General features: G+C 67.7%; 22 protein-coding genes. 16 read left to right on the top strand and 6 right to left on the bottom strand.

Features of this window, described 5'->3' with window-relative positions:
• The first annotated feature begins 187 nt into the window (after positions 1 to 187).
• Complete coding sequence (locus ACGTN6_RS03185) at positions 188 to 1741, top strand: Na+/H+ antiporter NhaC family protein (protein WP_394589786.1); 1554 nt, start codon at positions 188 to 190, stop codon at positions 1739 to 1741.
• Between the two features lie 125 nt (positions 1742 to 1866).
• On the opposite strand, the gene uraH is transcribed toward ACGTN6_RS03185, so the two are convergent.
• Positions 1867 to 2274, bottom strand: coding sequence for a hydroxyisourate hydrolase (gene uraH, locus ACGTN6_RS03180; protein WP_394589785.1), 408 nt, complete (start codon positions 2272 to 2274; stop codon positions 1867 to 1869).
• Positions 2275 to 2414: 140 nt separating this feature from the next.
• Between uraH and ACGTN6_RS03175 the strand changes: the two genes are divergently transcribed.
• A complete protein-coding gene (locus tag ACGTN6_RS03175; RefSeq protein WP_394589784.1) occupies positions 2415 to 3086 on the top strand; it encodes a heavy metal response regulator transcription factor in 672 nt (223 codons plus the stop codon).
• Positions 3086 to 4462: a heavy metal sensor histidine kinase gene (locus ACGTN6_RS03170; RefSeq protein WP_394589783.1), complete on the top strand. Its 1377-nt coding sequence runs from the start codon at positions 3086 to 3088 to the stop codon at positions 4460 to 4462. The genes ACGTN6_RS03175 and ACGTN6_RS03170 overlap by 1 nt, the downstream gene beginning before the upstream one ends.
• A 46-nt stretch (positions 4463 to 4508) precedes the next feature.
• On the opposite strand, the gene ACGTN6_RS03165 is transcribed toward ACGTN6_RS03170, so the two are convergent.
• The 3 genes from ACGTN6_RS03165 to ribA form a co-directional block, all read right to left on the bottom strand.
• Entirely contained in the window at positions 4509 to 4799 is a 291-nt protein-coding gene (locus tag ACGTN6_RS03165; RefSeq protein WP_394589781.1) for a hypothetical protein, read from the bottom strand.
• Between the two features lie 123 nt (positions 4800 to 4922).
• Entirely contained in the window at positions 4923 to 5588 is a 666-nt protein-coding gene (gene trhA / locus ACGTN6_RS03160) for a PAQR family membrane homeostasis protein TrhA (protein ID WP_394589780.1), read from the bottom strand.
• Between the two features lie 127 nt (positions 5589 to 5715).
• Entirely contained in the window at positions 5716 to 6354 is a 639-nt protein-coding gene (gene ribA, locus ACGTN6_RS03155) for a GTP cyclohydrolase II (protein ID WP_394589778.1), read from the bottom strand.
• A 138-nt stretch (positions 6355 to 6492) separates the two neighbouring features.
• On the opposite strand from ribA, the gene hemE reads away from it, so the two are divergent.
• The 3 genes from hemE (at position 6493) to speE (ending at position 8909) form a co-directional block, all read left to right on the top strand.
• Positions 6493 to 7569, top strand: coding sequence for a uroporphyrinogen decarboxylase (gene hemE, locus ACGTN6_RS03150; protein WP_394589777.1), 1077 nt, complete (start codon positions 6493 to 6495; stop codon positions 7567 to 7569).
• Positions 7562 to 7942, top strand: coding sequence for a VanZ family protein (locus ACGTN6_RS03145; protein ID WP_394589775.1), 381 nt, complete (start codon positions 7562 to 7564; stop codon positions 7940 to 7942). Before hemE ends, ACGTN6_RS03145 begins: the two co-directional genes overlap by 8 nt.
• Before the next feature lie 67 nt (positions 7943 to 8009).
• Complete coding sequence (gene speE / locus ACGTN6_RS03140; RefSeq protein WP_394589774.1) at positions 8010 to 8909, top strand: polyamine aminopropyltransferase; 900 nt, start codon at positions 8010 to 8012, stop codon at positions 8907 to 8909.
• Positions 8910 to 8989: 80 nt separating this feature from the next.
• Here speE and ACGTN6_RS03135 read toward each other — a convergent pair whose 3' ends face one another.
• Positions 8990 to 9475 (bottom strand): hypothetical protein, encoded by a 486-nt coding sequence (locus ACGTN6_RS03135; RefSeq protein WP_394589773.1) that lies wholly within the window; start codon positions 9473 to 9475, stop codon positions 8990 to 8992.
• Between the two features lie 215 nt (positions 9476 to 9690).
• On the opposite strand from ACGTN6_RS03135, the gene ACGTN6_RS03130 reads away from it, so the two are divergent.
• Both ACGTN6_RS03130 and ACGTN6_RS03125 read left to right on the top strand, forming a co-directional pair.
• Entirely contained in the window at positions 9691 to 10119 is a 429-nt protein-coding gene (locus ACGTN6_RS03130; protein ID WP_394589772.1) for a host attachment protein, read from the top strand.
• A gap of 209 nt (positions 10120 to 10328) precedes the next feature.
• Positions 10329 to 12458 carry a methyl-accepting chemotaxis protein gene (locus ACGTN6_RS03125; RefSeq protein WP_394589771.1) on the top strand — a complete coding sequence of 710 codons (2130 nt, stop codon included), beginning with the start codon at positions 10329 to 10331 and terminating at the stop codon, positions 12456 to 12458.
• A gap of 40 nt (positions 12459 to 12498) precedes the next feature.
• Here the strand turns inward: ACGTN6_RS03125 and ACGTN6_RS03120 are convergent, their stop codons facing one another.
• Positions 12499 to 13422, bottom strand: coding sequence for a LysR family transcriptional regulator (locus tag ACGTN6_RS03120; protein WP_394589770.1), 924 nt, complete (start codon positions 13420 to 13422; stop codon positions 12499 to 12501).
• A gap of 159 nt (positions 13423 to 13581) precedes the next feature.
• Between ACGTN6_RS03120 and ACGTN6_RS03115 the strand changes: the two genes are divergently transcribed.
• The 8 genes from ACGTN6_RS03115 to ACGTN6_RS03080 all read left to right on the top strand — a co-directional run bounded on the left by ACGTN6_RS03115 (position 13582) and on the right by ACGTN6_RS03080 (position 20675).
• On the top strand, positions 13582 to 14358 hold the full coding sequence (locus tag ACGTN6_RS03115) for a ferredoxin--NADP reductase (RefSeq protein ID WP_394589769.1): 777 nt from the start codon (positions 13582 to 13584) through the stop codon (positions 14356 to 14358).
• A 188-nt stretch (positions 14359 to 14546) separates the two neighbouring features.
• A complete protein-coding gene (locus tag ACGTN6_RS03110; RefSeq protein WP_394589767.1) occupies positions 14547 to 15326 on the top strand; it encodes a GntR family transcriptional regulator in 780 nt (259 codons plus the stop codon).
• 353 nt (positions 15327 to 15679) lie between these two features.
• The gene (gene nirD / locus ACGTN6_RS03105) at positions 15680 to 15997 is read left to right on the top strand and encodes a nitrite reductase small subunit NirD (RefSeq protein WP_111382319.1); all 318 of its coding nucleotides are present in this window, start codon (positions 15680 to 15682) and stop codon (positions 15995 to 15997) included.
• A 3-nt stretch (positions 15998 to 16000) separates the two neighbouring features.
• The gene (locus ACGTN6_RS03100; RefSeq protein ID WP_394589766.1) at positions 16001 to 16306 is read left to right on the top strand and encodes a recombinase-like helix-turn-helix domain-containing protein; all 306 of its coding nucleotides are present in this window, start codon (positions 16001 to 16003) and stop codon (positions 16304 to 16306) included.
• A 51-nt stretch (positions 16307 to 16357) separates the two neighbouring features.
• Entirely contained in the window at positions 16358 to 17389 is a 1032-nt protein-coding gene (locus ACGTN6_RS03095; RefSeq protein WP_394589765.1) for a Rieske 2Fe-2S domain-containing protein, read from the top strand.
• Position 17390: 1 nt separating this feature from the next.
• A complete protein-coding gene (locus ACGTN6_RS03090) occupies positions 17391 to 18146 on the top strand; it encodes an SDR family oxidoreductase (protein ID WP_394589764.1) in 756 nt (251 codons plus the stop codon).
• A gap of 10 nt (positions 18147 to 18156) precedes the next feature.
• Complete coding sequence (locus ACGTN6_RS03085; protein WP_394589763.1) at positions 18157 to 19362, top strand: NAD(P)/FAD-dependent oxidoreductase; 1206 nt, start codon at positions 18157 to 18159, stop codon at positions 19360 to 19362.
• Positions 19363 to 19400: 38 nt separating this feature from the next.
• On the top strand, positions 19401 to 20675 hold the full coding sequence (locus ACGTN6_RS03080; RefSeq protein ID WP_394589762.1) for an MFS transporter: 1275 nt from the start codon (positions 19401 to 19403) through the stop codon (positions 20673 to 20675).
• The last annotated feature ends 85 nt before the right edge of the window (positions 20676 to 20760 follow it).

The following is a 20760-nucleotide window of genomic DNA, read 5'->3' as shown; positions in this document are numbered from 1 at the left end:
CGCGGCGCTTGCGGTATTTCGGCCGCGGCTTGTGGGGATGTGACATTGCCCTTGCCGGAGCGCCCCGGGGCACCTAGGATGCCCGGCTGCTCTACGCCGTAGCCGCTTACTGGGTGGCCGGGCGACGGCGATGCGGGGCCCCGGATATCCCGGCGGTGACCGACATGCATTCTCTGGAGATTCCCTGATGTCATTCGGAGCCTTTTCCCTGCTGCCGCCCGTGCTGGCCATCGTGCTGGCGTTGGCGACGCGCAACGTGATTCCGGCGCTGTTCTGTGGCGTCTGGCTGGGCGCCACCATGCTGGCCGGCGGCAACCCCGCGGCCGGCCTCTACGCGAGTTTCGGCGACTTCATCATCCCCAGCGTCGGCGACGAATGGAGCGTCACGGTGCTGATCTACTGTGGCCTGTTCGGCGTCTTGATCGGCGTGCTGCAGCGCACCGGCGGCGCCCAGGCCATCGCCCGCTCGATCTCCGCCCGGGTGGCCTCACGGCGTGGCGCCCAGGGCGCGACCCTGGGGCTCGGGGTGCTGATCTTCTTCGAGGACTACTTCAATGCCCTGACCGTGGGCAGCGTGATGCGCCCGATCACCGATCGCATGCGCGTCTCCCGGGAGAAACTGGCCTATATCGTCGATTCCACCTCGGCACCAATGTGCCTGCTGGGACCGGTCTCCACCTGGGTGGTGTTCGTGATGGGCCTGATCGGCACTCAGCTTTCGACCATGGAGATCGATGGCTCCGAGTACCTGATCTACCTGTCGTCGATTCCGCTCAACTTCTACGCCTGGCTGGCGCTGGGGCTGATCGTCTTCCTGGTCGTCACCCAGGGGGATTTCGGCCCCATGGCCCGGGCCGAAGCGCGGGCCCGAAGCACCGGCGAGGTGATGGCCGAGGGCGCTAACCCGCCCTCCGGTCACGAGGTCGAGGAGATGGCCACGGTGCCGGAGCACCAGGCCCGCAAGCGCAACATGCTGGTGCCGATCGGCGTGCTGGTGGGCATGATCCCGCCGCTGTTCCTGTGGACCGGCAACTTTCCCGAGAATGACCTGGTCACCGCGGTGGGCGAGGCCGACGGCGGCCAGTCGATCCTGATCGCCACCTTCGTGGCCGTGGCCGTGGGGCTCACCATGGGCATGGCTCAGCGGCTGTTCGACTTCCGCGAGGCCATGGAAATCGTGGTCGATGGCATCAAGAGCATGACCCTGGTCTACATCATCCTGACCCTGGCCTGGTCGATCGGCAGCGTGACCACCGAGCTTGGCACCGCCGACTACCTGGTGACCCTGGCCGAGGCCAGCATCTCTCCCAGCCTGGTGCCGGTGCTGCTGTTCTTGATCGGCGCCCTGGTGGCCTTCACCACTGGCACCTCCTACGGCACCTTCGCCATCCTGATTCCCATCGCCATGCCGGTGGCGGTGGCCATGGACCTGCCGCTGGCGCTGGCCATCGCGGCGGTGCTTAGCGGCGGCATCTTCGGCGACCACTGTTCGCCGATCTCGGACACCACCATCCTGTCCTCGGCGGGCTCGTCCTGCGACCACATCGATCACGTGCGCACCCAACTGCCCTATGCGGTCACTGCGGGCCTGGCCGGGATCCTGGCGTTCTTCGTCGCCGGCCTGTCCGGCAGCGCCCTGATCGGTGGGGCTTCCGGCGCCGTCGTACTGGTGGCCACGGCCCTGGTGTTGCGCCGCGTCTGGGGCGAGCCGGCCGAGCGGCGGGCAGTGCGGCAGCCCTGATTGCCCGGCGACACGAGGCTCGCGCCACTGCTTGAGCCGGCTCCTGGCGCGGAAAACCATGCGCCATCGCAAGAAGCCCCCGACCTCGGTCGGGGGCTTCTTGCATTCGGCGCGCCGGCGGCGCGTTAGCTGCCGCGGTAGGTCGAGTAGCCGTAGGGGCTCAGCAGCAGCGGGATATGGTAGTGCTGGTCGGTGTCGTCGACCTCGAAGGGCACCGGGATCTCTGGGAAGAAGGTATCGGTGTCGCGCTCGGCGAACCAGTCTCCGGTCTCGAAGGTGACGCGATACAGGCCCGGGGTGAAGGGCTGATCGTCGGGATAGAGCGCTGAGATGCGGCCCGACTCCGCCGTGGTGCCGGTGGCCAGGGTCTCCCAGCCGCTCTCGGTCTGCTTCTCCAACTGGACCTCGACGCCCGGCGACGGCTGGCCGGACTGGATATTGAGCACGTGCACGCTCAGCGGATTGTCGGCGGCCAGGACCGGGGCGGCGGCGCACAGGCCGAGGGCGGCGATCAGCGTTCGGGATAGGCGCATGGAAGGCTCTCCTGTGGTGATGGAGATGCCAGCCTGACAGCGTCTCGCCGTCGCCCTCCTGTCGAGAGGATTACGGCTTTGTAATGGGCATCGTGGCCGTCTCCCGCTAGCCTGTCCCGGTATTTGTCGAGGACACCGTGATGCGTATTCTACTGGTGGAAGACGAGGACAAGACCGCCGACTACCTCGCCAAGGGGCTCGGCGAGTCCGGCTATCGGGTCGAAGTGGCCCGGGACGGGCTGGATGGCCGGCACCTGATCGAGGAAACCGACTTCGATCTGATCATCCTCGACGTCATGCTGCCGGGGCTCGACGGCTGGGAGCTGCTGCGGCTGATTCGGCGCCGCAGTCAGGTGCCGGTGCTGTTCCTGACCGCGCGGGACGCCGTGGAGTATCGCGTCAAGGGGCTGGAGCTGGGCGCCGACGATTACCTGGTCAAGCCCTTTTCCTTCGTCGAGCTGCTGGCCCGGGTGCGAACCCTGCTGCGCCGGGGCCCGCCCCGCGAGCGGGAGCGCTTCCAGGTGGCCGATCTGTACATGGACGTGCTGAAGCGGCGGGTGACCCGCGGCGAGACGCGGCTTTCGCTGACCAATCAGGAGTTCGCGCTGCTGCAGCTGCTGCTCGAGCGCGAGGGCGAGGTGCTGTCGCGGACCCTGATCGCTTCCGAGGTGTGGGGGATGAACTTCGACAGCGACACCAACGTGGTCGAGGTGGCCGTGCGGCGGCTGCGGGCCAAGGTCGACGACCCCTACCCCTGCCGGCTGATCCATACCGAGCGCGGCATGGGCTACGTGCTGGAGGATCGTAGCTGATGCGAGCGCCGTCCTCCCTGTCGCTGCGGCTATCGCTGCTCTTCGCCCTGGTGACCATGGGGCTGCTCGGGGGCCTCGGCGCCTATCTCTATCACGCCCTGGGCGAGCAGATCGCCTGGCGCGACGACCAGATGCTGCAGGGCCGCCTCGAGCGCATGGAGGCGCTGCTGGATGACGGCGAGAGCATCGCGGCGCTGCGCCGCCGGCCGCTGCTCTACGCCAACATGATGGGCAATCGCGAAAGCCTGCTGTGGATACTCGACGCACAGGGCGCGCCGCTGATCGAGGTCAATCCGCCGGGCCTGCCGGTGCCCGAGCTTTCGCCGGCGCCGATGGGGCGCCTCGGCGAGCACCCCGCCGTCGAGGCGACGCGCCTGGCCTGGCGCAGCCTCGAACATGAGGGGCGACGCCTGACCCTGGTGGCCGGCAAGACGCTCGACGAGCGCGAGCGGATGCTGGCCGCCTATCGGCTGCGGCTGTGGTTCGCCATGGGAGCGGGGGCGGTACTGGCCTGTGTGCTGGGCTGGGCCGTCGCTCGGCGCGGGCTGCGCCCGGTCAGGCGGCTGGCCGATCGTGCGCGCACGATCGACGTGGCGCACCTGCATCAGCGGCTGGAGGCGAGCGACGAGACGACGGAGCTGCGGGATCTAAGTGGTGCGCTCAACCAGATGCTGGCGCGACTGGAGGAGGGCTTCGCCCAGCTATCACGCTTCTCCGAGGATCTGGCCCACGAGATGCGCACGCCGCTGGGCAACCTGCTGGGGGCGACCCAGCAGGCCTTGCAGCGTGAGCGCGCGCCGGAGGAGTACCGTCAATTGCTGGGCTCCCACGTCGAGGAGTACGAGCGGCTGTCGCGCATGATCGAGACCATGCTGTTTCTGGCGCGCACCGAACAGCCGTCGAGCACGCTGCCCCGCGAGGCGCTCGACCTGGGGCCCCTCGTCGATCAGCTGTGCGACTACTTCGAAGGCATGGCCGAGGACGATGGCCGCGAGCTGGTCAACCGCACGCAAGGGCGGGTGACGGCCAATCTCGACCTGCTGCGCCGGGCGCTTGCCAACCTCATCGACAACGCGCTGCGCCATGGCGGCAGTGGCACCGAGATCCGCCTGGTATCGCGGTCGGAGGTCGGACGCCTCCGCATCGGGGTGATCAGCCACGGGACGCCGATTCCCGATGCGGAGCGGGAGCGGCTCTTCGAGCGCTTTTATCGCGGCGATCCGGCGCGCTCGCGGCCGGTGGGTACCGGTGGCCTGGGGCTGGCCATCGTGCGTTCCGTGGCGCAGCTGCACGGCGGGGAGGCGTGGTGCGAAAGTGATGCGGCCGCCACCGTCTTCTGGCTGAGTCTGCCAGCGGACGGCGGCGGCCGCGTCTGACCAGGCCGGCCCGTGAGGGGGCGGCCATGCCTTCGATCCGGCGCTATCAGCCCTGCGTCGCCTGGCGGGCCAGATCGATGGCGTCGTCGCTGGCGACGATCTGTGTCGCCTGGGGCTGGGCGTTCAGGCTCAGGCGGGCCTGGGCCATGGCCTCGCTGCCACCCCAGTCGGTCTGCGCCTCGCGGGAGACGCTGTCGGCGACAGTGTGCTGGGATGCGGGCGCGGCGGACAGCGGCTCCTGGTGAAGCTGTAGTGCCCGCTCGGTGGCCGGGTCGGCCTGGGCGGCCAGGGGCAGGGCGGCGAGCAGCAGGCTAGCGGTGATCAGCTTGAGTTTCATGTGAGATTCCTTCGTCTGGCGTGTTCGATAGCGATAACAGTAATAGCTGGCTAACAATTAGCAAAGCCAAACGATGCTATAGCGTCGATAACGCCTGACTATGTCTCGGTCGGGTGTGGCGCCTCAGCCCGGGTAGGGCAGAACGTCGGTGACCACGGCGGCGTAGTGGCAGGCGCTGCCGCCCATCACGCACAGGTGCCAGGCGGCGTGGTTGAAGGGGATGGCGCGGACCGCAAAGAATACCAGTCCCAGGGAGTAGGTCAGGCCGCCGGCGACCAGCAGGCCGATACCGGTCATTGACAGGGCGCCGTCGAGTTCGCCGGCGGCGACCAGGATCAACCAGCCCATCAGCAGGTAGATGGCCATGTGCAGACCGCCCAGCTTCCAGGGACGCCATAGCTTGAGGGCGATGCCGGCGACGGCGAGGGTCCAGATCACTGCCAATAACGGTTCGCCGAGGGAGTCCTGCAGGTTGACCATCAAGAAGGGCGTATAGGTACCGGCGATCAGGGTATAGATCGCGCAGTGATCGAGTAGCCGGAAGGCGCGCTTGAGGCCGGGGTGGCGCGTGCCGTGGTAGAGCGTCGAGGCGGTGTAGAGCAGCACCAGCGTGCTGCCGTAGAGGGAGACGGCGGCAGTCTTGTGGGGGCTGACCGCCAGGTCGCGGCTGCTGATGGCGACCAGCGCTACCATCCCGGCGACGCTCAGCAGCGCTCCCACGCCATGGCTGACGCTGTGCAGCAGCTCCTCGAGAAGCGAATAGTCGGGGTCGCCGGGGTGCCGAGCCATGACGGATCCTCCCTTTGTGCTTCGACGTCGGCGTCGAAGCGGAGGTTCCCGTCAGTCGGGACAGTCATCCAACGCAGGGGGAAAGCAGGGGCATCGCGTCGGCCCTGAGCGATACCGCTCCCTCCGCTCAGGGCTTGTTGCGTTCGATATCCACGTCGCTGGCCTGCGTAAAGTCGCCCAGCACCATCATGTGTCCGAGCTTGCCGGCCTTGGTGGAAAGATAGTGCTCGTTGTGGGGGTTGAGGCCGGTGGTCAGCCCCACGCGCTCGCTGACCTCGACGCCTGCCCGGGTCAGGGCATCGACCTTGCGCGGGTTGTTGGTCATCAGCCGCAGTGCGCCGATGCCCAGGTGCTCGAGCATCGGCAGGCAGAGATCGTAGCGGCGCAGGTCGGCGGCGAAGCCGAGCTGTTCGTTGGCTTCCACGGTGTCGGCACCCTGGTCCTGCAGGTGGTAGGCGCGGATCTTGTTGAGCAGGCCGATGCCCCGACCCTCCTGGCGCAGGTAGAGCAGCACCCCGCGGCCTTCCTCGGCGATGCGCTTGAGCGCTTCCTGGAGCTGATAGCCGCAGTCGCAGCGCATGGAGAACAGCGCATCGCCGGTCAGGCATTCGGAGTGGACTCGGCCCAGCACCGGGGTGCCGTCGCCGACGTCGCCCAGGGTCAGCGCGATGTGGTCCTTGCCGGTGGCTTCGTCCTCGAAGCCGTGCATGGTGAAGGTGGCCCAGGGCGTGGGCAGCCGGGAGGCGGAGATGTAGCGAATCGTCACGATGTACCTCGATGCATGACCATGGCGTGGCCGATGGATATGTCCGCATTCTATCAGGACGATGACGGGCTCACGAGCAGCCCGTGCGGTGTCGATGGGGTACAATGTGGCCCACATTTCCCGTGGATGAGCGCCCGCATGGAACTCAACAACGATCGCCTTCTGCGCGCCCTGGCGCGGCAGCCCGTGGACCGCACCCCGGTGTGGATGATGCGCCAGGCCGGCCGTTACTTGCCGGAATACCGCGAGGTGCGTGCCCAGGCCGGCAGTTTCATGGACCTGTGCCGCGACCGTGATCGTGCCTGTGAGGTCACCCTGCAGCCGCTGGAGCGCTATCCGCTGGATGCCGCCATCCTGTTCTCGGACATTCTCACCATTCCCGACGCCATGGGGCTGGGGCTGTACTTCGAGACCGGCGAGGGACCCAAGTTTCGCAAGCCGGTGCGCAGCACCGAAGCGGTGGAAGCACTCAGCGTGCCCGATGCCGAGCGCGACCTGGACTACGTGATGAACGCGGTCTCGACCATTCGTCGGGAGCTGAACGGCCGGGTGCCGCTGATCGGCTTCTCCGGCAGTCCTTGGACGCTGGCCACCTACATGGTGGAAGGCGCCTCGAGCAAGGACTTCCGCCACGTCAAGGCGATGCTCTATGACACGCCGGACACCATGCACCGGCTGCTCGACACCCTGGCCCATGCGGTGACCGACTATCTCAACGCCCAGATCCGCGCCGGCGCTCAGGCCGTCCAGATCTTCGATACCTGGGGCGGGGCGCTGTCCACGCCGGCCTATCTGGAGTTCTCGCTGCGCTACATGGAGCAGATCGTCGCTGGGCTGATTCGCGAGCACGAGGGACGCAAGGTGCCGGTGATCCTGTTCACCAAGAACGGCGGCCAGTGGCTCGAAGATCTGGCGGCGACCGGCGCCGATGCTCTGGGGCTCGACTGGAGCACCGAGCTGGCCGGTGCTCGACAGCGGGTCGGCCACCGGGTTGCCCTGCAGGGCAACCTGGATCCCAACGTGCTGTTCGCCCGGCCTTCGGCGATCCGCGCCGAAGTGGCCCGCATTCTCGACAGCTATGGCGAGGGGCCGGGCCACGTGTTCAACCTGGGGCACGGTATCAGCCAGTTCACCGACCCGGAGCGTGTCACCGCCTTTCTCGACGCCCTGCACGAACTGAGCCCGGCCTATCATCAGCGCATCGCGCATGACTGACCCCGGTTGGCTGCGGCGCTGGCATGACCGCCGCCGGCTGTGGGCGGTGCTGGCCGCGGTGGCGGCGCTGTTGGTCGCCTGGGGCAGCCTGATGCCGGGCGACGAGCTACCCGATGCGTTGTCCTGGGACAAGGCCAACCACTTCCTCGGCTATGCGGTCATCGCCGGGCTGTTCGGGCTCGCCGGGCTGCGACCCTTGACGGCCTTCGCCGCCGGCTGGGGATTTGGGGCAGTGCTGGAGTTCGCCCAGCTACTGGTTCCCGGCCGCGCCGGCGGAGATCTCGCCGACCTGCTGGCCAACGCCCTGGGAGCGGCCTGCGCCGTCCTGGCCCTGGCCGGTGTGCGCCGGGGCTTTCTTCGCGCGCCGTCTTAGGCTACCTTGCCGGCCGCCAGCCTCGCTGGCGGCTTGGTCTTCCCACTCGTTACCCTGAGGGTCCACGATGAGCTCCTCTCTTGATTCCGGCCCCGATGCTGTCCTCGGCTCTGGTTCCGGCTCCGGCTGGTTCACCGAAGTCTTCGATAGCCACGGCAGCGCCTTCTCGCTGAAGGTCACCGAGAAACTGCACGAGGTGCAGAGCCCGTATCAGCACCTCGAGGTCTATGCCACCGAGACCTACGGCAACCTGATGGTGCTCGACGGCTGCGTGATGCTGAGTGATCGCGACAACTTCCTCTATCACGAGATGATCGCCCATCCTGCGCTGTTCACCCACGCCGCTCCGCGGCGGGTGGTGATCATCGGCGGCGGCGACTGCGGTACCCTGCGCGAGGTGCTGCGTCACCCCGGCGTCGAGAAGGTCACCCAGATCGACATCGACGAGGAAGTGACCCTGGCCGCCGAGCGCTTCTTCCCGTCGCTCACCGCGTCCAACGACGATCCCCGCGCCGAGCTCATGTTCGCCGACGGGGTGCAGTGGATCGAGGAGGCGGGCGACGAGAGCGTCGACGTGCTGATCATCGACTCCACCGACCCGGTGGGGCCCGCCGAAGGGCTGTTCAAGACCGACTTCCTGCGCCGCTGTCATCGCGTACTGCGCCCCGGCGGCGTGCTGGTACAGCAGAGCGAGTCGCCGCTCTATCACAGCGCTAACATCATCCGCGAACTTCGTCGTGACATGCGCGAGGCCGGCTTCGACAGCGTAGCCACGCTGCCCTTCCCGCAGCCGGTCTATCCATCCGGCTGGTGGAGCGTGACCCTCGCCGGCAAGGCGCTCGACGTCACCGCGTTCCGCGAGACGGATGCCGCGGCGCACGAGTTGCCGCTCGACTACTACACCGTCGAGGCCCATCGCGGCGCCCTGGCGCTGCCGCCTTTCATGCGTCGCTTGTTGAATGAGTGAGCCGGTTCTCTCGATAGCGAACGGATGACAGCGACGAACCCCGGCCAAGGCCGGGGTTCGTCGTTTCGAGCGAAATGTTGTCACAGCCGCGGCTCGTTGGCGGGCGCCGGTTCGGCGTGTCCTCCGGCCAGGTCCAGGCTCGGTTCGTCCTGGCGGCGACGCGGGGCCTGGCGCGCGACGCGGGCCGGGCTCAGCACCGCATCCTCGCCGTCGATCTCGCGCCCGCCGGCGGTCCAGGCATGCTCCTGGTCATGGACCGCGGGGCGGCGTTCGACCGAACGGGTGACCACGGCGCCGGGGGCGAAGCCCGGGCGCTGGGCCGCCAGGTGATGAGGGAGCAGCCACAGCTCGGCCAGCAGGCGGGTGGCGACCATCGCCAGCAGCATCACGCCGCCGCCGAGCGCCAGCTGGGGCCAGGCCGTCGCCCAGTCGGTATCGGCCAGCCAGGGCGTGCGCGGTGCCAGCCACAGGCCGCCGGCGGCCAGCAGGCCTAGCTGAATGGCCGCGTGGCAGAACAGCAGGGTAGAGCGCGGCAACGGTTGCCGCGGGAACAGGAAGTGGCGCATGTCGTGTCCTCCGGGGGTCGGCCTTGGGGATGCCGCTCGCTGTTGTCGGGGCTCCGTGCCGATGAGTCGGGCATCCTACCCCAGCCGGCGGTCGCGCGGCAGTGTCCGCGGATGCCGACGCCAGGTGTCGCCGTTTGACGCTTGAGAGGGGCTTGCCAATGCTGAGAGAGTGGGCGAGGGAGCCCCTCTCGCCCCACATCCCTCAAGGAGCGACTATGACGACCTATATCGTGGTGGCCGATGCCGCCAGGGCGCGGGTCTTCACCCGTGACGCCCTCAAGCTCGAAGAGAAGGACAGCCTGGTGCATGCCGAGGGCCGCCTGCACGAAGGTGACCTGGTGACCGACCGCGAGGGCGACGTGCACGAGTCGACATCCACCACCGCGCGTTCCTCCGGCGGAGAGAGCGTGGCGTCTGCCCATCACGAGACCCTGTTTGCCCGTGAGGTGGCCGATCGTCTCTATCGGGCCCGGGTCGACAATACCCTGGAGAAGCTGATCCTGGTGGCGCCGCCGCGCTTTCTCGGCCTGCTGCGCAACAAGCTCGATGCCCCGACGGCCAAGCGAGTCATCCACACCCTCGCCAAGGACCTCACCAAGGCCAGCATCGAGCACATCCAGGAGGCGGTGAGCGACCTGCGCTGATCGTCCGGCGACATCCGCGAAGCGAGGTCGATCCCGGGGCGTCAAGTCGGCGGGCGGCGTGCCGATAACACGAATCCCTTGTCCCGATTCGCGAGTGTCTTCCATGACGATGCTTTCCCCGATGCGCGGGGCGGCCCGCCCGCCCCGCGCCCCCCTGGCGTCTGCCTGGCCCCCCTTGCCCCATCATCCTCAATCGCGGGAGGCCGGCCATGCGCTTTAAGTCGTTGCGTACCCATGTCGCGCTGCTGGTCGGGCTGTGCATCCTGACGGTGGCGGCGGTGCTGGTCGGCTATGCGACCTGGGCCGGCTCACGCTCCCAGTCCCTGGTAGCGCAGCACGCCGGCGATCTGATCGAGGCCAATGCCCGACAGCGCCTCGAGGCCCTGGCCGAGGCACGCTCAGAGGCGATCCGGCGCCAGCTCGAGGGCGCCCTGGGGGTGGCCCGCGGCCTGGCCGACACCAACGCGCTGATGGGCGAGCGTGATGACGAGGAGCGGGCCCGCCTGACCCTGGGGCGTCGCGAGCTGTCCAATCTGGCCCGCGACGCGGTGGCCGAGCACCCCGACCTGCTGGATGCCTTCATCGGCTGGGAGCCGGATGCCTTCGGCCCCGATGACTACTTCATCGACATCGAGGACGGCGGCTACGGGCCCGACGGCCGCTTCATGCCCTGGTGGTATCGCACCGCCGATGGCGACATCGAGGTGCTGGCGCTAGGCGACGGCATGGAGAGCGAGACGCGCAACGCCCAGGGCATTCGCGAGGGCGAGTATTACCTGTGCCCGAAGGAAACCCGACGCACCTGCATCATCGATCCCCACTACTACGACTACGGCGGCGAGCGGAAGCTGGTGACCTCGTTCAACGTACCGATCCTGGTGGACGACGAGTTCCGCGGCATCGCCGGCGTGGATCTGGACGTGGAGTTCCTGCAGGGCATGCTCGCCGAGGCCAACCAAGGGCTCTACGACGGTGTGGGCGAGATGGTGCTGGTAGCCTCCCGTGGCGTGGTCGCCGCGGCCACCGACGCCGATGCCTCCCTGGGCGAGCTCGCTGCCGATACCCTCGACGAGACGCTACAGGCGCCATTGGCCGCGGCCCGCGACGGCGAGTCGAGCTATCGTTTCGACGAGGATGCTGGGCGCTTCGAGCTCTATCGGCCTTTCACCATCGGCGACACCGGCGAGCGCTGGGTGCTGGCGATTCGCCTGCCCGAGCAGGCCGTGCTGGCCGGGCTGCATGGCCTGGAGGCGCGGTTGGCCGAGCAGCGTCGGGCCGATTTCTGGGGCATGACCCTGGTGGGCTTGCTGGTCGTCGGCCTGGGCCTGCTGGCGAGCTGGCTGATGGGCGGCAGCATTGCCAGGCCGCTGCGCCTGCTGGCCGAGCGCATGCGTGACATCGCCTCCGGTGACGGCGATCTGACGCGGCGCCTGCCGGTGCGCGGCCGCGATGAGACGGCGCGATTGGCCATCGAGTTCAACGCCTTCGCCGACAAGGTCAACGACGTGCTGGTCGACGTTCGCGACAGCAGCGAGTCGGTGAATGTGGCCGCCACCGAGATTGCCCAGGGTGGCCAGGACCTGTCGCGGCGCACCGAGAACGCCGCTTCCAGCCTGCAGCAGACCTCGGCCTCCATGGAGGAGATCACCGGCACCGTGGAGCACACCGCGGATGCGGCGCGGCAGGCCAGCGGCCTGGCGGCGTCGGCCAGCGAGGTGGCGAGCCGCGGCGGTGCCGCCATGGGCCAGGTGGTGGAGACGATGCAGGGCATCAGCGAATCGTCGCGCCAGATCGGCGAGATCGTCACCCTGATGGACAGCATCGCCTTCCAGACCAACCTGCTGGCGCTCAACGCCTCGGTGGAGGCGGCCCGGGCCGGCGAGCAGGGTCGCGGCTTCGCGGTGGTGGCCGGCGAGGTACGCCAGCTGGCCAGCCGCAGCGCCGAATCGGCCAAGCAGATCCGTGCGTTGATCGACACCTCGGCCAGCCGCACCGAGGAGGGCGAGCGCCAGGTGCGCGCCGCCGGGAACACCATGGAAGAGCTGGTGGGAAGCGTTGCCCGGGTGGCCGATGTGCTGGGCGAGATCACCGCCGCCACCGGCGAGCAGCGCGACGGCATTGGCCAGGTCAACGTGGCGGTCTCCGAGCTCGATAACATGACCCAGCAGAACGCGGCGCTGGTGGAGGAGTCGACCACCGCCGCCGAGCGGCTCAAGGAGCAGGCCGACCATCTCGCCGAGCTGGTCGGCGGCTTCACGCTGAAGGCGCGCGATGCCTCGGCGCCGGCCCTGCCGGCGGACCGCCCCCGGCGGGCCGAGCTCGCCCTGCTGGAGGACTGAGCCCAGCCGGCCGCGGCACAGGGACGTGCCGCATGGCCGGTCAATAGTGGGGCAGATCGAGCTGGTCGCTACGACGGATGCCTTCGGTCATCTGCCGGCATAGCTTGAGGAACTCGCGCATGCCGGGCGCTAGGTACTTGTGCCGGTGCCAGATGAAGGCGAACTGACGGCTCAGGTCCAGGTCGGGCGTGGGGATCGGCACCAGGCTGCCGCGGCGGAAGGCGTCGCGCAGCGCCAGTCGCGATACGCAGCCGACGCCCAGGCCGGATTCCACGGCGCGCTTGATGCCCTCGGTGTGCTCGAGTTCGAGCAGGGTATTGAAGCGCCCGCGACGATGCCGGGCGGCCTGTTCCAGGGTCAACCGGGTGCCGGATCCCTCCTCACGCATGATCCAGGCTTCCCGCAGCAGCCGGTCGAGCTCCACCGGGCCTTGGCCGGCCAGCGGGTGACGCGGGGCGCAGAACACCGCCAGCTCGTCCTCGACCCACGGCTGGGTGATCACGTCCTCGTCCTCGCACTGGCCCTCGATCAGCCCCAGGTCCAGTTCGTGGTGCCGCACGCTCTCGATGATGGTGCGGGTGTTGCGCACCTGCAGGCGGATGCGGCTGCCCGGGTGCTGTTGCATGAAGTCGCTGATCAGCAGGGTGGCCAGGTAGTTGCCGATGGTCAGGGTGGCGCCGACGTCGAGGGTGCCGATGCCCTGCTGGCCGCGCAGCAGCTCCTCGACTTCCTCGGCGCGATCGAGCAGCGCCACCGCCTTTGGCAGCAGCTGGAAGCCCAGGGCGTTGAGCTTGAGCCGCTTGCCGATCCGGTCCAGCAGCCGGCAGTCGAACTGGCGTTCGAGCTCGGCCAGGGCGGTGCTGGCCGCCGACTGGGACAGCGACAGGGCGCGGGCGGCATGGGAGACGCTCTCGTGCTGGGCGACGGCCACGAACACCTCGAGCTGGCGCAGGGTATAGCGCATCCGGCAGGCTCCGATCTGGTTTATCCGTATTATAGATAAGCTTTATCCATACAATCCATTTAACAGATATCTCGCCGTCTCTTAGAATCATCTGCAAATACCGATCGACGCAATTATGCGTTTACGGAATATATGTTTTCGGAATAGACGGGAGCCGGCATGAGCAAGTTCGCCCTGGAAGAGGTCCTCAGCGTTCATCACTGGAACGACACCCTGTTCAGCTTCAAGACCACCCGCGAGCGCAGCCTGCGCTTCAAGAACGGTCAGTTCGTGATGATCGGCCTGGAGGTGGACGGCAAGCCGCTGATGCGCGCTTATTCCGTCGCCAGCCCCAACTACGAGGACCACCTGGAGTTCTTCAGCATCAAGGTGCCGGACGGTCCCCTGACCTCGCGTCTGCAGCACCTCAACGTCGGCGACCAGATCATGGTCAGCCGCAAGCCTACCGGTACCCTGGTGACCGACGACCTGCTGCCGGGCCGCAACCTCTACCTGCTGTCCACCGGTACCGGCCTGGCGCCGTTCATGAGCCTGATCCAGGATCCGGAAGCCTACGAGCGCTTCGAGAAAATCGTGCTGATCCACGGCGTGCGCACCGTCAGCGAGCTGGCCTATGCCGATTTCATCACCAAGGAGCTGCCGGCCCACGAGTACCTGGGTGAGGAAATCAGCGAGAAGCTGGTCTATTACCCCACCGTGACCCGCGAAGAGTTCCACACCATGGGGCGTCTGACCGATCACATCCGCACCGGCAAGCTGTTCGAGGATACCGGCCTGCCGGCCCTGGACCCGAAGCAGGATCGCGCCATGATCTGCGGCAGCCCGGCGATGCTCGACGAGACCAGCTCACTGCTCGACGAGCTGGGCTTCAATATCTCGCCGCGCATGGGCGAGCCCGGCGACTACGTGATCGAGCGCGCCTTCGTCGAGAAATAACCCGGCAGCGCCGGGAGCCGTAAGCCCTGAGCTGTAAGCTGTAAGCTGTAAGAAGAACCCCGTCTGGCAGATGCCAGATGGGGTTTACTATTTCTAAGCTCTGCGCTTACGGCTTACGGCTTACGGCTTCGAGCTTCTGGCCGGGCCTGCTAGAATCCCCGCCTTCATTCCCGTCACAAGGCGCCGCCGTGCTGACTCTGCTGGCCGATCGTGTCGCCAGGCACCTCGAACGTTCTCCCAGGTCGCCCAAGTACCTGTGCATGCGCGATGCGATCATCGAGCTGATCGTCGAGGGTCGGTTGGAGGAGGGCGCGCGCCTGCCCACCGAGCAGGCGTTGGCCGAGGCGCTGCCGCTGAGTCTCGGCACGGTGCAGAAGGCGCTGCGTGACCTGGTGGAGAGCGGCGAGCTCTATCGTCAGCGGCGCCTGGGCACCTTCGTCGCCGGCGGTGACCATCGCCGCGAGATCACCACTCCCGCCTTTGGCTTCCTGCGCCCCGACGGCGCCCGGGTGCGCATGGTGTTCATCCGCCTGCTCAAGCGCGAGCGCTTGAGCCGCCAGGGGAACTGGCGCGAGATCCTGGGGCCGTGCGAGGAAGGCCATGTGCGGCTGGTGCGCCAGGATCGCATCGACGGCGCCTTCGACTGCCATACCGAGATCTACCTGCGCGCCGACATGGCGGCGCCGCTGCTCGAGGTCGAGGCCGAGGCGCTGGAGCACGAGAGCGTGCTGCCGCTGCTCGAGGCTCGGGCCCGGGTAACGGTCAGCCATGCCGAGAATCGGGTACGGCTGGTGCGGCTGCCCAAGCCCGCGGCCCGGGTCATGCTGCCCGACCAGGCCGATGACCCGCCGCTGGGGCTGCGCCTCGAGACCTTCTATCGCCTGGCCGACGACACCACCGTGGCCTGGCAGATCATGCACATTCCCGCCAACGATTATCGTCTCTCCCTGCGCACCGAGCTGCGTTAGGTTCTGTACGAAAACTGTCTGCGCTCGCCCATACGGCGTCAAAAATCGGCTCAAAGTACTCATTTACAACGCGTAAACTCCGTCTTTTCGCCGATTTTTTCCTTGTCTGGCCATCGCTCGCCGACTTTTCGCACAAAACCTAGGCAACGCCCACCGGTCTCTCGAACTCGCTCCCATGCCGCCTGCCTATGCTGTAGGCAGGTGACGCTGTCGTTGTGTCGATCCAATACTATATAGTATTTGACAGCCGACCCGGCGTGCCTATACTGGCGCCAAGGATCATATAAAAAACTCCGTCTCAAATAAGAGATTCGTCAGGGATGAACCATCCCCCGACCGATGAGGACCGAGCCATGAGTTGGACCACCGTCTGCAAAACCGATCAGGTACAGGAAGACTTCCCCTATTCCGCCAAGGTCGACGGCAAGGAGATCGGCGTCTACGTGCTCGACGGCGAGTACTACGCCCTCGAGGACGTCTGCCCCCACGCCTATGCCCTGCTGTCCCAGGGCTTCGTCGAGGACGGCCAGGTGGAGTGTCCGCTCCACGAGGCGACCTTCGACATCAAGAGCGGCAAGTGCCTGCGCGAGCCCGCCGACCGTGACCTCCACGTCTACCCGGTGCGGATCATCGACGACGAGGTACAACTCGAGACCAGCGAGGAGAGCTGAACCATGGCCCAGCAAGACTACAACCCCCAACTGAAGCAGTGGCAGCGCATCATTCCCTCCAGCGAGCCGGGCCAGGGCCACATCGAGGCGCCGGGCGGATTCGCCAACCCCGTGTGGCAGACCCGCGCCAGCGCCCCGGGCGCCTTCGAGCATGCCCTGGTGTCGGCCCTCGAGGAGGTCTTCGCCGACGGCGCGACCGAGCTGGACGCCGTGGTCGAGGGCCTCAACGCCCGCCATCGCCATGATCGCAACGGCCAGGCCTGGACCCAGGAAAGCTTCCTTCAGGAGATGGCGGTGCTCGGGCAGTGATCCGCCCGGGGCGCGTCCCCTTGCCAGTACAAGACATAACGAGGTCGAGACATGACTAGTGCATCCTCCGTCGACACCGCCGTCCAGGACTATCTGGACAGCGGCCTGCGTTCCCTCTGGTATCCCGTCGCCGCCAGCTGGGAGGTCGGCAGCAACCCCGTCGGCATCACCCGCCTGGGCGAGAACCTGGTGCTGTGGCGCGGCTTCGACGGCACCCTGCATGCCGTCGAGGACCGCTGCCCCCACCGTGGCGCCCGCCTGTCCAAGGGCTGGAACCTGGGCGATCGCCTGGCCTGCTGGTATCACGGCGTCGAGGTCAACGGCGAGGGCGAGGTCTGCGACGTGCCGGCGATCAGCAACAGCCCGCTGGTCGGACAGGCTTGCGTGCGTCGCTATCCGATCCAGGAGGCCCATGGCGCCATCTTCGTCTACTTCGGCACCAGCCCGGACGAGGAGCCCGGCGAGCTCGAGCTGCCCGAGCAGCTGACCGACGGCGAGACCTACGGCCATTTCCTGTGCACCGCCACCTGGAAGTGCAACTACCAGTACGCCATCGACAACGTCATGGACCCGATGCACGGCACCTACCTGCACTCGGACTCGCACTCCATGGCCGAGGGCGACCGTCAGGCCGAGATGGTGCTCGAGCCCACCGAGAGCGGCTTCATCTTCAAGAAGACCGGCCAGACCGGGGTCAACTTCGACTGGGTGGAGTTCGGCAACACCAATGCCCTGTGGCTGCGCCTGTCGATCCCCTACCAGCAGCGCTTCGGCCCGGGCGGTCCGTTCTGGATCGTCGGCATGGCGGTGCCCGAGGACAAGGAGCACACCCGGGTGTTCTTCTGGCGGGTGCGCAAGGTTGACGGCTGGCAGCGTCAGGTGTGGCGCTTCTTCTACCGCACCAAACTCGAGCAGCTGCACTGGGACGTGCTGGAGCAGGATCGCATCATCCTCGAGAACCTGGCCCCGCAGGCCCGGACGCACGAGAATCTCTACCAGCACGACGTGGGCCTCTCGCGGCTGCGCCGGGTGATGTTGAAGATGGCCAAGAAGCAGCTGGCCGAGCGCCAGCAGGCGGCCTGACATGGCCGAGATGCTGAAGGGCAAGCGGATCCTGGTGACCGGGGCCGCCCGCGGCCTGGGCCGCAGCGTCGCCGAGGCCGCCGCCGCCGAGGGCGCGCGGCTGGTGATCAGCGATATCCTCGAGACCGAGCTTGCGCAGACCGCCGAGGCGCTGCGCGAACGTGGCGCCGAGGTCGAGGCGCTGGTCATCGACCAGGCCGATCCCGCCTCCATCGAGGTGGGCATGGCACGGATCGCCGAGGGCGGTGCCCTGGACGGGCTGGTCAACAATGCGGCCATCGCCACCGGCGTCGGCGGCGAGACCATGATGGACTACGACATGGCCCTGTGGGACCGGGTGATGGCGGTCAACGTGCGCGGCACCTGGCTGATGACCCGCGCCGCGGTGCCTCTGCTCGAGGCCGGCGGCGGTGGCCGGGTGGTCAACCTGGCCTCGGACACCGCCCTGTGGGGCGCACCCAGGCTGATGGCTTACGTCGCCAGCAAGGGCGCGGTGATCTCCATGACCCGCTCCATGGCCCGCGAGCTGGGCGAGCGCCGCATCGGCGTCAACGCCGTGGCCCCGGGGTTGACCCACTGCGAGGCCACCGAGTACGTGCCCCAGGAGCGCTACGACTACTACGCCCAGGGGCGCGCCCTGAAGCGCGAGCAGCAGCCCGACGACGTGGATGGGACCATCCTCTACCTGCTCTCGGATTGGTCGACCTTCGTCACCGGCCAGGTGATCCCGATCAACGGCGGCTTCGTCTTCAACTGAGGTGGTGCACATGGCAAGCGATATCCAGCACATCGTGGTGATCGGCGGCGGCCAGGCCGGCGGCTATGCCTGCAAGGCGCTGCGCGGCGAGGGTTTCGAGGGCCGGCTGACCGTGGTCGCCGACGAGCCCCACGACTTCTACGAGCGGCCGCCGCTGTCCAAGGGCGTGGTCACGGAAAGCGAACCGCTGCCGCGGCTGTTCCCGAAAGAGAGCCTGGCGGCGCTCGACATCGACTGGCGGCGTCCGCGCCGGGCCGTCGAGATCGACCGCGCGGCCGGCGAAGTGGTGCTCGACGACGGCGAGCGGCTGCCCTACGATCGCCTGTTGATCGCCACCGGCAGCCGACCGCGGCTGCCGGTGGCCGAATGGGCGAGCCTCGCCAACGTCATGACCCTGCGCACCTGGGACGACGCCACCCGACTCAAGGCCAAGCTCGAGGGCAGTCGCCGGGTCGGCATCATCGGTGGCGGCTGGATTGGCCTCGAGGTCGCTTCCAGTGCCCGCAAGCTGGGCGTCGAGGTGGATGTCTTCGAGCGCGCCCCGGCGCTGTGCGGCCGCAGCGTGGGGCCCGAGGTGGCCGAGGCGATCCGCGAGCTTCACGAGCGCCACGGCGTCGGCCTGGAACTCGGTCGCCAGGACATCGCCCTGGACGAGGAGGATGACGGCCGGGTGAATGTCGTGGCCGATGGCGAGCCCCGGGAGCCCTACGATCTGGTGGTGGTGGGGACCGGCGTCGAGATCAACCTGGAGCTGGCCCGCGAGGCGGGGCTTGCCACCGAGCAGGGCATCGTCATCGATGCCGCCGGGCACACCTCTGACCCGCGGATCTTCGCCGCCGGCGACGTGGCCCAGCACCCCCACCTGGGGCTCTGCCTGCAGTCCTGGGCCTACGCCCAGAACCAGGCCCGAGTGGTGGCCGACGCCATGCTCGGCAAGGACGCCCACTACGACGAGCCGGCCTGGCTGTGGTCCGACCAGCACGGCGTCAACATCCAGATCCTCGGCGTGCCGAGCGGCGAGCTGCACTGCGTGGTGCGCCGCGATCCCCAGGGGCCGGTGTTCTTCTACCTGGACGACGAGAATCGCCTGGTGCAGATGGTGGCCTTCGACCAGCCGCGCGCCATCAAGCTGGGCAAGCGCTGGCTGGCCGCCGAGCGCGTGCTCGACCCCGAGGCGCTGGGCGATCCTGACTACAACCTGATGCAGCTGCGCTGAACCGACCGTCCCTGACGACACAACGATAAGGTGAACCGATGTCCGATACCGCCGCCCCGGCCTTGACGGCCGGGGCCTCGCCCGATGCCGGGGCATCGAGCGGCGCGCGGCGCTGGCTGGTGCCCCTGGCCCTGCTGGCCTGCGTGATCCTGTCGTTCTTCGACAAGATCAGCGTCGCCGTACTGATCTCGAGCCCGGCCTTCCAGGCCGACCTGGGGCTCGTTGGAGAGTCGACCAAGCTGGGCCTGCTGATGACCGGCTTTCTGCTCTCCTACGGGGCCTCGTCGATGTTCCTGGGCTTTCTCGGCGACATCTTCAGCCCCCGCAGCTGTCTCTACGGCATGCTGATCCTGACTGCCAGCATCATGGCGGTGATGGGCTTCGTCGACGATTACGGCTTGATGCTCGGCCTGCGGGTGCTGCTGGGCATCGCCGAGGGGCCGATGTTTGCGGTGGCCTATACCATCGTCAAGCGGCTCTTCCCGCCGCGCGAGCAGGCCCGAGCGACCATGCTGTGGCTACTCGGCACGCCGATCGGCGCCACCCTGGGCTTTCCCTTCACCATCTGGGTCATTGACCAGTTCGGCTGGCGAGCCAGCTTCTTCGCCATCGCCCTGCTGACGGTACCGGTGATGCTGCTGGTCTACCTGGTGTTCCGGCGCCTCGACGTCAGTACCCGCTCCCCGGCGCTGCAGCACAGCGACAAGCAGCACGTGCCGCTGGCGACCCACCGCGCCGCCACCGGTCGGCTGCTCAAGCGCTGGACCTTCTGGTCGATGTGCCTGTTCAACGTCGCCTTCCTGGCCTACCTGTGGGGTCTCAACAGTTGGCTGCCCACCTATCTGGTTCAGGACAAGGGCATCGATCTCGACCAGGCGGGGATTTTCTCCTCGCTGCCGTTCATCGCCATGCTATTGGGCGAGGTGATCGGCGCCATCGTCTCCGACCGCTTCGACCGGCGCGCGCTGATGTGCTCGATCGCCATGCTCGGTGCGGGCCTGGGGCTGGCGATGGTGCTGTCCATCGAGGACTCCAACTGGGCGATGATCGCCGCCATGTCGTTCAGCGCCGCCATGTGGGGCGTCGGTGCGCCCAACGTCTTCGCGCTGCTGGCCAAGGCCACGCCCTCCGACGTCAGCGCTACCGCCGGCGGCATCTTCAACGGCCTGGGCAACTTCTCCGGCGCCTTGGTGCCGGTGCTGATCGGCGCGCTGATCGTCGCCACCGGTGACATGACCGCCGGGCTGATGTTCATGATGGCCATGGCCTTCCTCGGCGCCGTGGTGCTCCTCCCCCTGATTCGCCGCTACTGAGCGGCCGGCGCCGCCCCGTTCCGGGTCGGCGCCGCCCTTTTCGTACGCATCCTGTTGATTATCCAAGGGTCGTTGATCGGCCTCT

This window comes from Halomonas sp. B23F22_20, from assembly GCF_043496985.1.
Lineage (GTDB): Bacteria > Pseudomonadota > Gammaproteobacteria > Pseudomonadales > Halomonadaceae > Halomonas.
The sequence above is the reverse complement of the archived record's forward strand: the minus strand, read 5'-3'. Positions and strand labels throughout refer to the sequence as shown.